Annotated in this window: 17 protein-coding genes; 7 read left to right on the top strand and 10 right to left on the bottom strand. The window is 67.7% G+C overall.

Annotated features, from left to right (window positions below):
• The 6 genes from KBY78_RS11210 to KBY78_RS11185 form a co-directional block, all read left to right on the top strand.
• Window positions 1-599 (top strand): rhodanese-like domain-containing protein (locus KBY78_RS11210; protein WP_399215759.1); only part of this gene is annotated, 599 nt, incomplete at its 5' end.
• A 9-nt stretch (window positions 600-608) separates the two neighbouring features.
• The gene (locus KBY78_RS11205) at window positions 609-737 is read left to right on the top strand and encodes a hypothetical protein (protein ID WP_255143651.1); all 129 of its coding nucleotides are present in this window, start codon (window positions 609-611) and stop codon (window positions 735-737) included.
• A gap of 8 nt (window positions 738-745) precedes the next feature.
• The gene (locus KBY78_RS16295) at window positions 746-1,651 is read left to right on the top strand and encodes a cupin domain-containing protein (RefSeq protein ID WP_315856662.1); all 906 of its coding nucleotides are present in this window, start codon (window positions 746-748) and stop codon (window positions 1,649-1,651) included.
• Window positions 1,648-1,842, top strand: a complete 195-nt coding sequence (locus KBY78_RS11195) for a hypothetical protein (RefSeq protein WP_006170866.1) — start codon at window positions 1,648-1,650, stop codon at window positions 1,840-1,842. The genes KBY78_RS16295 and KBY78_RS11195 overlap by 4 nt, the downstream gene beginning before the upstream one ends.
• Window positions 1,843-1,848: 6 nt before the next feature.
• Complete coding sequence (locus KBY78_RS11190; protein WP_255143650.1) at window positions 1,849-2,859, top strand: DUF952 domain-containing protein; 1,011 nt, start codon at window positions 1,849-1,851, stop codon at window positions 2,857-2,859.
• Window positions 2,856-3,395 carry a hypothetical protein gene (locus KBY78_RS11185; protein WP_255143649.1) on the top strand — a complete coding sequence of 180 codons (540 nt, stop codon included), beginning with the start codon at window positions 2,856-2,858 and terminating at the stop codon, window positions 3,393-3,395. The genes KBY78_RS11190 and KBY78_RS11185 overlap by 4 nt, the downstream gene beginning before the upstream one ends.
• On the opposite strand, the gene KBY78_RS11180 is transcribed toward KBY78_RS11185, so the two are convergent.
• The 8 genes from KBY78_RS11180 to KBY78_RS11145 all read right to left on the bottom strand — a co-directional run bounded on the left by KBY78_RS11180 (window position 3,361) and on the right by KBY78_RS11145 (window position 7,929).
• The gene (locus tag KBY78_RS11180; protein ID WP_255143648.1) at window positions 3,361-3,732 is read right to left on the bottom strand and encodes a hypothetical protein; all 372 of its coding nucleotides are present in this window, start codon (window positions 3,730-3,732) and stop codon (window positions 3,361-3,363) included. The genes KBY78_RS11185 and KBY78_RS11180 overlap by 35 nt on opposite strands.
• A gap of 132 nt (window positions 3,733-3,864) precedes the next feature.
• A complete protein-coding gene (gene ppk2, locus KBY78_RS11175) occupies window positions 3,865-4,686 on the bottom strand; it encodes a polyphosphate kinase 2 (RefSeq protein WP_006170870.1) in 822 nt (273 codons plus the stop codon).
• A gap of 70 nt (window positions 4,687-4,756) precedes the next feature.
• Window positions 4,757-5,212, bottom strand: a complete 456-nt coding sequence (locus KBY78_RS11170; RefSeq protein WP_255143653.1) for a type I restriction enzyme endonuclease domain-containing protein — start codon at window positions 5,210-5,212, stop codon at window positions 4,757-4,759.
• Window position 5,213: 1 nt separating this feature from the next.
• Complete coding sequence (locus KBY78_RS11165; RefSeq protein WP_255143647.1) at window positions 5,214-5,495, bottom strand: type I restriction-modification system subunit M N-terminal domain-containing protein; 282 nt, start codon at window positions 5,493-5,495, stop codon at window positions 5,214-5,216.
• Window positions 5,496-5,537: 42 nt separating this feature from the next.
• Window positions 5,538-5,933 (bottom strand): transglycosylase SLT domain-containing protein, encoded by a 396-nt coding sequence (locus tag KBY78_RS11160; RefSeq protein WP_255143646.1) that lies wholly within the window; start codon window positions 5,931-5,933, stop codon window positions 5,538-5,540.
• A 78-nt stretch (window positions 5,934-6,011) separates the two neighbouring features.
• On the bottom strand, window positions 6,012-6,239 hold the full coding sequence (locus tag KBY78_RS11155; protein ID WP_255143645.1) for a hypothetical protein: 228 nt from the start codon (window positions 6,237-6,239) through the stop codon (window positions 6,012-6,014).
• Between the two features lie 234 nt (window positions 6,240-6,473).
• On the bottom strand, window positions 6,474-7,214 hold the full coding sequence (locus KBY78_RS11150) for a M23 family metallopeptidase (RefSeq protein WP_255143644.1): 741 nt from the start codon (window positions 7,212-7,214) through the stop codon (window positions 6,474-6,476).
• A gap of 37 nt (window positions 7,215-7,251) precedes the next feature.
• A complete protein-coding gene (locus tag KBY78_RS11145; RefSeq protein WP_255143643.1) occupies window positions 7,252-7,929 on the bottom strand; it encodes a phytochelatin synthase family protein in 678 nt (225 codons plus the stop codon).
• Window positions 7,930-8,029: 100 nt separating this feature from the next.
• Here KBY78_RS11145 and KBY78_RS11140 point away from each other — a divergent pair, with 100 nt between their 5' ends.
• Window positions 8,030-10,771: a cyclic nucleotide-binding domain-containing protein gene (locus tag KBY78_RS11140; RefSeq protein WP_255143642.1), complete on the top strand. Its 2,742-nt coding sequence runs from the start codon at window positions 8,030-8,032 to the stop codon at window positions 10,769-10,771.
• A gap of 4 nt (window positions 10,772-10,775) precedes the next feature.
• Here KBY78_RS11140 and KBY78_RS11135 read toward each other — a convergent pair whose 3' ends face one another.
• Together KBY78_RS11135 and gap are read right to left on the bottom strand one after the other, a co-directional pair.
• Entirely contained in the window at window positions 10,776-10,973 is a 198-nt protein-coding gene (locus KBY78_RS11135; RefSeq protein WP_006170878.1) for a hypothetical protein, read from the bottom strand.
• A 66-nt stretch (window positions 10,974-11,039) separates the two neighbouring features.
• A complete protein-coding gene (gene gap, locus KBY78_RS11130; protein ID WP_006170879.1) occupies window positions 11,040-12,035 on the bottom strand; it encodes a type I glyceraldehyde-3-phosphate dehydrogenase in 996 nt (331 codons plus the stop codon).
• Window positions 12,036-12,266 lie beyond the last annotated feature (231 nt).

The following is a 12,266-nucleotide window of genomic DNA, read 5'->3' as shown; positions in this document are numbered from 1 at the left end:
ATCCACGCCTGGCGGATCTGGAGGCCAAGCTCAGCTGGAGCGAGCGGCCCGGCTTTCATCGGCTCAAGGTGCGCCTCAAGCCCGAAATCGTGACCCTGGGCCGCCCTGAAGCCCGCCCCAGCGAGCGGGTGGGTACCTACGTGGCGCCCACGTCGTGGGACCGCCTGATCGGCGATCCCGGCACCCTGGTGATCGACACCCGCAACAGCTATGAGGTGGCGCTGGGCAGCTTCGAGGGGGCGATCGATCCGGGCCTGGAGCGCTTCGCTGATTTCCCTCACTGGGTGGACTCGGTGCTGCGCCCCCTGGTGGCGGAGCGCACGCCCCAGGCCCTGGCGCTGTTCTGCACCGGTGGCAACCGCTGCGAGAAGGCCACTGCTCACCTGATCGACCAGGGCTTTGGCGGGGTCCATCACCTCGAAGGCGGCATCCTGCGCTATCTGGAGCTGGTGCCGGAGCTGGGCAGCCAATCGCGGGGCGAATGCTTCGTGTTCGCTCAGCGGGTGGCTGTGAATCACCAGCTGGAGCCCGGTGAGCACAGCCTGTGCCACGGCTGCCTTATGCCCCTCTCGCCGAGCGACCGAGCGCTGGCGACCTAATGGACGGGGGTGAGCTGCCGCCATTGCGTTGATGGTCTCACCCCGGAGCGCCGCGCCCAGTTGGTGGAACGCCAGCGCCAGGTGGAGCTGGCTGAGCGGCGGGGCCAGGCTCACATCGCCCAGGTGTTCACCAGCTGAAGGGGCCCATGGCCGATCCGGTGATGCCGTCTGTGGTGGCGTCGTGGTCGACGCCCGAGGCCATCGAGGCTGTCGTGGAGGCGTTTGAGACCGCCAGCATGCCCCGCCAGCACTGGACCCACCAGGCCCACCTGCTGGTGGCGCTGGTGAGCCTGCGCCGTTGGGGCCATGACCAGGCCCTGGTCCATCTGCGCGAGCGGATCCGCGCCTACAACGAGGCCACCGGCACTCCGAACAGCGACAGCTCCGGTTACCACGAGACCCTCACCCGCTGGTTCCTGCGGGCGGTGGACGCTCACCAGGCGCGCCATCAGGAGCTGCCGCTGCCGGTGTCACTGGAGCGGCTGCTGGCCTCCCCCCTGGCAGATCCGGCCTGGCCCCTGGCGGCCTACTCGCCGGAGCGGCTGTGGTCGGTGGACGCCCGCCGCGGCTGGGTGGAGCCCGACCTGAAGCCCAGGGCCGTGCTGGCGAGCGCGGTGCCGCCGCGCCAGCGGGCCAGCGCCTATCCGGCCCCCTTCGCGGCGCGGCTGGCCGGACGGGAGAAGCGGGTGCTGGGCGACCTGTTTGGCCTGAGCCGGTTCGGTGTGAACCAGACCCTGCTGCCCCCGGGCGCTTGCACGGCCCTGCGCCATGCCCACAGCCTCCAGGATGAATTCGTCTATGTGTTGCAGGGGCATCCCACCCTGATCAGCGACGAGGGGGAACTGGAGCTGGCCCCGGGGATGGCGGCGGGCTTCGCGGCGGGCCGGGGCAATGCGCACCACCTGGTGAACCGCGGCGCCGAGACGGTGATCCTGCTGGAGATCGGCGATCGCACCCCCGGCGATCAGATCGACTATCCCGACGACGACCTGCAGGCCAGGGAGCTGGATGGCGGCTGGAGTTTCAGCCGCAAGGATGGGACGCACTGGTGAAGCGGTCTGTGCCCCATGTGCGTGCCATCCTTGCCGTGGCGGACACGCTGGTGCATTTCTCCGCCTGGAGTTCGCTGGAGCGGGCCCGCGCCTTCTTCGAATCCGAGGAGCTGGTGGCGATCCGCAAGCGGGCGGGGGTGAAGTCGCCCGAGTTCCTGTACCTCGAGGAGATCGAGCGGGGGGTGCTGTAGGTGCCCATGGCGGAACGGCCGATCCTCTACAGCTTCCGCCGCTGCCCCTATGCGATCCGGGCCCGGCTGGCCCTGGCGGCGGCGGGGGTGCGGCCCGGCCGTGATCTGGAGATGCGGGAGCTGAACCTGAAGGCCAAGCCCCCGGAGCTGCTGGAGGCCTCCGCGAAGGGCACGGTGCCGGTGCTGGTGCTGCCAGCCGATGGCACCTCAGCAGGCCAGAGCCATGGAGCTGGCTCCGTGATCGATCAGAGCCTGGCGGTGATGCGCTGGGCCCTGGAGTACCACGACCCCGGCGATCTGCTGAGGCGGGCCGACACACCGGGCCACGCGGCCGAGCGGGCGTTGATCGAGGCGCTGATTGCCAGCAATGACGGTCCCTTCAAGCACCACCTCGACCGCTTCAAGTACTCCGGCCGCTACCCCGGCGCCGATCCCGAGGAGCATCGGGCGGCGGCCCTGACGATCCTGCGCGACTGGAACGCCCAGCTGCCGCAACTGGGGGATCGGCCCTCCCTGGCGGATCTGGCCCTGCTGCCGTTCGTGCGCCAGTTCCGCCTGGCGGATCCGGAGGGGTTCGAGGCCGCGGCGGGCCTGACGGAGGTGCAGGCGTGGCTGGGGCGGTTCCTCGCCAGCCCCGAGCTGACGGCGGTGATGGCCCCGCCCTGGGCCCCGCGAGCGGCCTGGCGCTCGCCGCGCTGGCTGTATCACCTGGCCCTGGCCCCGGAATGGCGCGCCGCCAGGAGCCATGGGGTCTACCGCCGCTCCAGCCGCGGCCTGAGCCTGGAGGACGTGGGCTTCATCCACGCCAGCCACAGCCATCAGCTCGAAGCCACTCACCAGCGCTTTTACGCCGATGCGGACGATGTGCTGCTGCTCACGATCGATCCCCGGCGCCTGGCGACGGCCGGCATCGCCGTGGTGGAGGAGCCGGCCCCCGGCAGCGGCGAGCTCTTCCCCCACATCCGGGGGCCTCTGCCGCTGGCGGCGGTGCTGGCCTGGGAGCCGTTCCCCGCATGAGCCATCTGGCGGAGCTGGAGGCGTGGGGAGCGTCGCGGGGATTGCTGCTGCGTCTGCAGGTGAGCGGGCCCGCGGCGCTGCGGGGGCTGCGGGTGGGGGTGGCCCGCCGCGGCCCCGAGGGCGGCCCCCAGCTGCTGGGGGACCTCAAGGGCTGGGCGATTCCTCTGCCGGGCGGCCTCCATCTCGACACCCTGCGCATCCAGCTGCCGCGCGGAGAGCCGGCCGCTGCCCTGGTGGGTCCGCTGATCTGGGCCGCCACCTTCGCCTGGGCGCTGGAGCACACCCCCTGCCGCCGCGCCGCGCTGCTCGCCATCCGCGACGACGAGCACCAGCACCGTCGCCTGGTGCGTTACTTCCGCCGGCTGGGCTTCGAGCCCGTGCGGGAGCTGGGCGCGGGAGCCCTCGATCTGCCGCAGCGGCTGCTCTGGGGCGGCTCGGGATTGCTGATGCGGGGCGACTGCGCCGAGGGCCTGCGGCGCTGTGAGCGCTCGCTTGGTCTGATCACAGCAGCTCCCCGGGCAGGAAGCGCTGGATGAACACAGCCAGGGCCATGGGCCGGCAACGGGGCTGCCAGCTGGAGCCCCCCGGCAGCCGGCGCCAGCACCTCACCTGCAGGCAGGGAGCGGTGCGCTCCAGCAGCCGCACCTGGTAGCGGTACTCGGCATCGGCGGACTGCTCCGCGCTGCTGAGCACTTCCGCCCTGGGCTGGGTGATCAGGAAGGAGGTAAGGAATGCTGAGGCCTCGTGGTTGTGGCGCAGGGCGGTGGCGAAGCGCCAGGCGGCGCCGGTGGGGTAGCCGTCGTGGTGGAGATAGAGATGGCGCTCGGGGGTGCTGGGGAAGCCGGTGAAGGAGTAGACGGCGCGGGTGGCCAAGGGGGTGTGGCGGCAGCACTCAATGAGTGCCCCAGACGTCTCACACTCCTTGGCTGAAGGACAAACCGCTGAACGGCATGGGCCTGCCTGTGCTCCGGCGCGGTGGCGTCTTCCCGACGCGAGGCGGCCAGCTCAGTTGTCGATGAACACCGAATGGGCCGTACGCACGACCCGAGGATCGGGCTCACCGACGACGTCGTGGTCTTTGTGCTCGTACTCCAGGGCGTGGAGGACGCTGCGGATGGCGCCGAGACGGGCCCGCCTCTTCTCATTCGAGTTGACGATCGTCCATGGCGCCACGAGGGTGTCGGTGGCGAGCAGCATCTCGTTGCGAGCTTCAGTGTACGCGCTGTACTTCGCCACGCTCACCTCGTCGATGGGCGAGAGTTTCCACTGCTTGAGGGGATCCTTGCGCCGGTCGTCGAAACGCAGCTTCTGGCGGGCCTGCGACACGGTGAACCACATCTTGAAGAGCAGGATCCCACTGCCGACGAGTGATTGCTCGAAGCCGGGAACCTGGCGGAGAAACAGGGCGTGCTCCTGGGGTGTGCAGAAGCCCATCACCTTCTCCACGCCGGCCCGGTTGTACCACGACCGGTCGAACATCGTGATTTCGCCCGCCGATGGCAGGTGCGGGACGTAGCGCTGGAAGTACCACTGGGTCACCTCGGCATCGTTGGGCTTGGGCAGCGCCACATGGTCATTGCCGCGAGGATTCATATGTTGGCGGAAGCGCTTGATCGATCCACCCTTGCCCGCCGCATCGCGACCTTCGAACAGGATCACCAGGCGCTGTCCGACCGCCTTGATGTGACGTTGCGCTTTGAGCAGTTCAATCTGGAGCGATTCGAGATCCCGTTTGTAGTCTTTCTTGTCGATCGGCTCGTCGTAGGGAAGATCGTTCTGCATCTCCTCGATCGTCTCGACGGGCGATGGGCGGTGCTTCTTGCTCATGAGCTCAACGGTAGCTACGAAAAGCAAACACCACAGCGGTGCTGAGCACATTGATCACGATGTGAGGCACTCACACCCAGGCGGCGCAGGGCAGCTCCGCCTGGGTGAGCACAGTTTTCACCGCGACGTCCTGCAGATCGGGGGGATAGCCGTATTTGTTGAGGATGCGTTTCACCATCACGCGGATCCTGGCGCGGGCACTCTCGCGCAGAGTCCAATCGATTGACAGGCTCTTCTTCACCTGAGTGATCAGTTCGGCGGCGATCAGTTTGAGTTTGTCGTCGCCCATGGCCGCCGCGGCACTGTCGTTGGCGGCAAGGGCGTTGTAGAAGGCGACTTCGTCGTCGGTGAGGCCAAGGGCTTCAATGCGCTTGGTGGCGGCATCGAGTTCCTTGGCGAGGGCGATCAGCTTCTCGATCACCTGGGCCGTGGAGATGGCGCGGTTGTGGTAGGCGTTGAGGGTGGTCTTGAGCTTTTCGGAGAACACCTGGCTCTGCACCAAGTTGCATTTTGCGCGGACTTTCAGTTTAAGCGGCTAGCAGCTTGGCCCGGTGCTCTTCGAAGCTGCCTGCGATGTACTTGAGGAAGATCAGGCCGAGCACCACGTGCTTGTACTCGGCCGCGTCCATGTTGTTGCGCAGCTTGTCGGCCGTGAGCCAGAGCTTGGCCTCGAAGCCCAGTTCCGCCTTCACCTCCTCATAGAGGGGGTCATCCCAGCCGAGCGCCTCCCGAAGGGCAGGGTTTCTGGCGGGGCTGCCGGCCTTCTCCAGGGCTTCGAGGAAGTCGTCCAGCCGCTCCTGGTCGGGCATCGATGGATCAGGTCAGTTGCTGATCGCTGAATGATTCATCGCTCAGGGCTGACCGCCCCAGGGGCTCCAACCCGACTCGCGGAAGAGGCGATAGGCCACGGTGCTGTTGACGATCGGATCCAGCAGCTGGTCCGGTGTGCTGATGCCCATCGCGGCCATCAGCTGACGGTTGGCCGAGTAGTGGATCTGGAACAGCCCGAGGCAGGCCCCGGCGCAGCCGCGGGCGGTGGGGGACAGGCCGCTCTCCAGGCGCGCCAGCCGGATGGCGGACTCGTGATGCGCAGCGGGCCATACCTGGCGGATGGCAGTAAGCACCTGGGATTGGCCCGCTTGATTGGCTTCAGCAGCGGGAGTCAGCCAGGGAGTGGCCCCAAGGGCCAGGGTTGCACCGAGCAACAGGGGGATGGCGCGACCGGCAGAAACAGCGTGAAAAGGCATCGATCCACCCAGCCAATTGCGCCGGACGGTATCGGCTCAGAGGCGGCTTGACCAGTGGCTGGCTGAAGTGGGTGCCCTTCAAAGGTTGGCATTTTTGCAGTCTTTGCCCCATTTCTGATAGCAGAGACCATTGTCTCGGCAATCAACACGGTTCAACGGAGCGTCGAAATGCTGAGCAAACATCTTCTGGACAATGTCCGAAGGTGCCGTCCCGACCACCTCCTGAGTGATGCTGCAGGGGGAGCCCGCGGCATTGGCTTTGACCACGGATGCGTTCAAGGTGGAGGCCAGAACCAAAGCCAGCATTCGCTTGTTGCCAGGGTGATTCCCAGCCTAAGGCTGAGCCATGGCCGCTTGTGTTGATCGGGTCATTGAGATGTTGCCAGGTCTATCTGGGCAGGAGTTTCGTGGCGCGATTTCTTGGTTTCAATCCAGTGATCATTGAACGTTGATGATCGACAGAAGTCGTCTTCGAGGCTGCGGCGGCGGTGAGCTGCCTGCTTCGGGCTGTGGGCCCCTCCACGGCTTGGCCATCAGCGCTCAAGGGCGCAGGTCGCCAGCGATGGGACCAACTGAGGGAGGCGCGGGCAGCAGCGGTGTGGGGTCCACCGCCACCAGTCCCCGAGGCTGCCGTTGGCGCAGTTCCAGGTGCAGGTGCGGGCCGCTGGCATTGCCGCTCTGGCCCACCAGGCCCAGGGGCTGCCCGGCCCGCAGGCTCTCGCCAGGGCTCACGCTGGCCTCCAGGAGGTGGGCGTAGAGGCTTGACCAGCCGCCGCCGTGGTCGATCAGCACCGTGAGGCCGTAGCCCGAAATCACATCGACCCGCTGCACCCGGCCCCCGTTCACGGCCAGCACGGCGGTGCCCTCTGGCGCGATCAGATCCACTCCGATGTGCATGCGCCAGGCCCCGCGGGCGCTCGCGTAACGCCAGCCCCAGGGGTCCTGCTCGCTGGCGGGGCGGGCCAGGGGGTAATGCAGCGGCTCCGGGGGTCTGGCGGCAGCCTCGCCAGGCCCCGGCGGTTGCCCTTCGAGGGCAAGATCGCCCACTGCGACTACGGGGGGAACCGTTGCCGGCCGCTCGGGCCTGGGGGCCTCAGTCCAGGACTCGTCTTCAGAGCCCGCGCCGCTGGCCGAGTCGGGGATCAGCGGCACGGCGATGGCTGGCGGCGTGTGGATCAGGGCGGCACCCCAGAGTGCGCCCAGCAGGGTGAGCAGCCGCATCTCCGGGTTCAGCCGGAAGCGGGCAGGGGCCGTCGGGCGCAGCACAGGCCGTGTCGCCACCGACCGTGGCGTTGCAGACAGAGGCGTTGTACCGCCCTCAGATCCGCCGCACCACCACCACGCCGCGGCTGCGGCCTGAGCTGGTGTCGGTGGTGCGGATCGCCTGCCAGAGATCCGTCAGGGGCACCCACACCGACGGGTAGCGGTAGCGGGCCACGTCCAGGATCAGCACCCGATCCGTGGCGGCGTTGTAGGCAGCCAGCGGGGAGATGTGGCCGCCGCCGGCCTGGCCCAGCGCCTTGCGGTCGTAGTTCACCAGCAGGCGATCACTGCTCTGAGCGAGATTGCTGCGTACCAGCAGCCGGAACTGGGCCAGGCTCAGCCGATCGCCGTGGATGGCCCGGGCCTGCAGCCCATGGCTGGCCAGAAGATCCCCCAGCTCCTGCAGGGTCATCCCCTGGCGGGCCACCACCTCAGGGCTCAGCACCGCCCGGGTGGCGGCGGCCTCGAACACGTTCTCCTGGGTCCAGAAGCGGTAGCTGCCGTAACCCGCCGCCGACGGGGCCGGCACCGCCAGGCTGTTGAGCACCATCACCATGCTGGCCACGCCGCAGTAGGTGAGGTTGGCCTGGGTGAGGAACTGCTCCGCCAGCGGTCCGTAGTCGGCGCGATCGGCGCTCTGCAGCAGCAGGGTCTGCCCCTGGGGCTCCGGCAGGGGGATCGTGGCCGCCGCCGGTTGGGTCAGGGCACGGGGCAGCGGCGGCGGCAGGGCCACCAGCGCCAGACCCAGAACGGCCGGCAGGACACGACAGCGGCGGGTGGCAGGCAGGGTCAGGGCGATCCATCTAGGGTTCGCGCCAGTGTGGCCCCGCCTGATGGCCTTTGAGGTGTCTGAGGCACGGATGCATGGCATCCGCTGGATTCTCACCAGTGCCTGGCTGCTGATCATCGCCTCGCTCTTCTACGACCCCTGGACGCCGCGCTTCACCGAGGTGGATCACCCCTGGAGCCCCCTGCGCCTGCCCGACACCTGCGTTCCGGTGCAGGGTGTCTGCCTCAGCGAGGCCCCTTATCCCCTGGGCACCACGCTGTTCTGGGGCGCCGTGGTGCCGGCGGCGGTGCTGATCCTGCTGCTCTTCGGCCACGAGCTCTGGCGCCGGGTCTGCCCGCTCTCCTTCCTCTCCCAGATTCCCAGGGCCCTGGGCCGGCAGCGTCAGCGCACCAAGGTCAACCCGCGCACAGGGGACCGCCGCCAGCAACTGGCCAAGGTGGCCGACGACTCCTGGCTGGCTCGTCACTACTCCCAGCTCCAGTTCGGCTGGCTGTTCGTGGGCCTCTGCGGGCGGATCCTCTTCTTCAACGCCGACCGGCTGGTGCTGGCCGGCTGGATGCTGTTCACCATTGCCGCCGCCATCAGCGTGGGCTGGCTCTATGGCGGCAAGGCCTGGTGCCAGTACTTCTGCCCGATGGCGCCTGTGCAGAGCGTCTACTCCACCCCGGCGGGCCTGCTCGGCAGCAAGGCCCACCTGAGCGAGAAACCGATCACCCAGTCGATGTGCCGCACCGTTCTGCCCGACGGCAGTGAACAGAGTGCCTGCGTGGCCTGCCAGCAGCCCTGCATCGACATCGACGCCGAGCGGATGTACTGGACGCGGCTGAGCAGCCGTGAGTTCAGCTTCGAGCGCTATGCCTACGTGGGCCTGGTGGTGGGCTATTTCCTCTACTACTACCTCTATGCCGGCAGCTGGGACTACTACTTCTCAGGCGCCTGGTTGCGTCAGAGCGATCAGTTGTCGCTGCTGCTGCGGCCCGGTCTGTTCCTCTTCGGCCAGAGCCTGAACGTGCCCCGGCTGGTGGCGGTTCCGCTGGTGCTCGGATTCTTCACCTGGTTGGGGGTGCGTGTGGGCCGCTGGATCGAGCGCAGCGGCCGCTTCGGGCGTCATCAGATCTTCGTGCTGGCATCGTTTCTGGTGTTCAACTTCTTCTTTCTCTTCTCCGGCCGGCCGCTGCTGCTGCTGCTGCCCGCCTGGGTGCAGACCCTCTTCGATGCCGTTGTGGTGGCGGTGAGCAGCCTCTGGCTCTACCGCTCCTGGGAGCGCAGCGCTGATCTGCACCAGCGCGAGAACCTGGCCAGCCGCTTCCGCCGCCAGCTGGAGAAGCTCGATCTCGATGTGGGGCGCTACCTCGATGGGCGCCAACTGGCCGACCTCAGCCCTCATGAGGTGTATGTGCTCGCCAAGGTGCTGCCGGGCTTCACCCGCGAGAAGCGCCAGCAGGTGTACAAGGAGGTGGTGCGGGAGGCCCTGCAGGAGGGCTATGCCAATGCCTCCAGCAGCCTGGAGGTGCTGAGCCAGATGCGGCGGGAAATCGGCATCACCGATGAAGAGCACAGCCTGCTGCTCGAATCGGTGGGGGTGGAGAACCCCGACCTGCTCGATCCCGACGGCCGCCGCAGCCTTGAGGATCAGATCCGCCTGAGCGGCTACAAGAAATCCCTGGAGCGGCTGATGCTGCTCAAGAGCCGCCAGGCCGATCCCGAGGTGATCCGCAACCTGCGCAGCCAGTACTCGATCAGCCCCGATGAGGAGGCCAGCGTGCTCGAAGGCCTCGCCCCCAGCACTGGTGCGCTGCAGAAGCTCGAGGCGATGCTGCAGCGCTTCTCCGAGCTCAGGCGGGCCCGTCTAAGCCTGCTGCAGCGGGTGCTGGAGGATCAGCCGCTGGTGCGAGATCTGCTCGCCGATTCACTGCTGCAACGCCAGGACCTGAGCTTGCGCGCCATGCTCAGCGTGCTGGCAGAGCTGAAGGAGCAGCCTGAAGCGCTGAAGTTGGCGGCCCGGCTGCAGGCCCTGAGGCCGGTCAACCTCCCTGTCGTGCTTGCTGAGGGCGACTGGGAGCAACACCTCTCCCCGTCGGTGCTGGCTCTCCTGCAACAGGAGCCCCAAGGCGCCGCGGATGAGCCGCCGGCCTATTCCCTCGCCGACACCCTCTCCAGCCTGGAAGATCTGCTGCAGGAGCGCACACCGCTGCTGCGTGCCGCCGCCCTGTTCCTGCTGGCGCAGCTCGATCTCAACCGGGCCCGGTTCCTGGCCAGTGGCCTCGATCCAGCTGCCGCTCCGGTTCCGCTGGCCGAGGTGATCAGGGCCTTGCAGACGCCGACGGCGCCGGTCCCCGAACTCCAGGATCTACCCGAACTGGAGATGCGAGTCCACCTGGCCGCCAGCGATTTCTTCCGCGGCACCAGCCACGCCAGCCTGGAGCAGCTGGCGGCGGTCTCGGAGCTGCGCCGCTTCGGCGCCGGGGAGCTGATCACGGAAACCGGTGACACCTGCCGCGAACTGCTGCTGCTGATCTCAGGGCGGGCAGAGGTCCGCTACCAGGAGGCCGGAGGTGTCCGCCTCGAGCCTCTCCAGCCCGGCCAGGTGCTCGATGAGCTGGAGGTGCTCAGCCACAGCGCCTCGGAGAACACGATCCTGGCCCAGGAGGAGGGCACCCGGCTGCTGGCGGTGCCGGTGGATGGCTTCGATGCGGTGCTGGAGCGTGACCCCGATTTCGCCCGCAGGGTGTTGCAACTCGAGAGCCGCCATCTCCAGAGCCTGATGCAGTCGCTGCACAGCTGAGGGATCAGCGGCCTCGGTCGTCCATCCCGGGAACCACATCCCAGTGATGGTCGGCCATCAGGGCCTGGGTCTGCTCCGGGTTGAGCAGCCTGGCGTTGTGATAGCCCCCCGTCACACCGCCCTGGCGGTTGCGCAGCACCAGAGCCCGGTCATGACCGGGCGGGCGGCTCACGCGCCGGACCAGCAGGGTGGGGAACTCCATTGGGGGGTGCGGTGCAGGGGACCTGCAGGGCTCAATCAACCGCAGATCCCCGCATCCGCCAGCCCCTCAGGCGCTGATGTGACGGATGAGGTCAAGGCATTTGCAGGAATAGCCCCACTCGTTGTCGTACCAGGCCACCACCTTCACGAAGGTGTCGGTGAGGGCGATGCCGGCGCCGGCATCGAACACCGAGGTGCAGGTTTCACCGAGAAAATCCGACGACACCACCTCGGCCTCGGTGTAGCCCAGCACTCCAGCCATGGGCCCCGCGGCGGCCGCTTTCATCGCGTCCTTGATGGCCTCGTAGCTGGCGGGTCGCTCCAGATTCACGGTGAGATCCACCACCGACACATCCGGGGTGGGCACGCGGAAGGCCATGCCGGTGAGCTTGCCGTTGAGGGAGGGGATCACCTTGCCCACCGCCTTGGCGGCGCCGGTGGAGGAGGGAATGATGTTCTGGCCGGCTCCGCGGCCACCGCGCCAGTCTTTCGCCGAAGGGCCATCCACCGTTTTCTGGGTGGCGGTCATGGCATGGACCGTGGTCATCAGCCCGTCGCGGATGCCGAAGTTGTCATGCAGCACCTTGGCGATCGGGGCCAGGCAGTTGGTGGTGCAGGAGGCGTTCGAGACGATGTCCTGGCCGGCGTAGGTGTGGTGGTTCACCCCCATCACGAACATCGGCGTGTCGTCCTTGGAGGGGGCCGAGAGCACCACCTTCTTCGCGCCCGCCTGGATGTGGGCCCGCGCCGAGGCGTCGGTAAGGAACAGACCGGTGGATTCGAGCACCACATCGGCGCCGACGGCCCCCCAGTTCAGGTCCGCCGGATTTCGCTCGGAGGTCACCCGGATGGCCTTGCCATTGACGATCAGCTGGCCGTCGCGGGTCTCCACCTCGCCGCGGAAGCGGCCGTGGGTGGAATCGTGGCGGAGCATGTAGGCGATGTACTCGAGGTCGATCAGATCGTTGATCGCCACCACATCGATCCCCTCGATCTCGAAGCTGCGGCGAAACACCAGCCGCCCGATCCGACCGAATCCGTTGATCCCCATGGCAATCGCCATCTCGTCACCTCTGAGCGGTTGTGCTGCAACCTCTCACCCTACCGGCAGCCTCCGGGTCAACTCCTGCTTCAGCCCAGCCAGTTGAGGAAGCGCTGGATCACCACGGCGTTGCTGATGTCCACGAAGAAACCCGCCACCAGCGGCACGATGATGAAGGCCTGGGGTGACGGACCGTAGCGGTGTGTCACCGCCGCCATGTTCGCCATGGCGGTGGGGGTGGCCCCCAGGGAG

The sequence above is a fragment of the Synechococcus sp. EJ6-Ellesmere genome (assembly GCF_024345875.1).
GTDB classification, from domain to species: domain Bacteria; phylum Cyanobacteriota; class Cyanobacteriia; order PCC-6307; family Cyanobiaceae; genus Regnicoccus_A; species Regnicoccus_A antarcticus.
The sequence above is the reverse complement of the archived record's forward strand: the minus strand, read 5'-3'. Positions and strand labels throughout refer to the sequence as shown.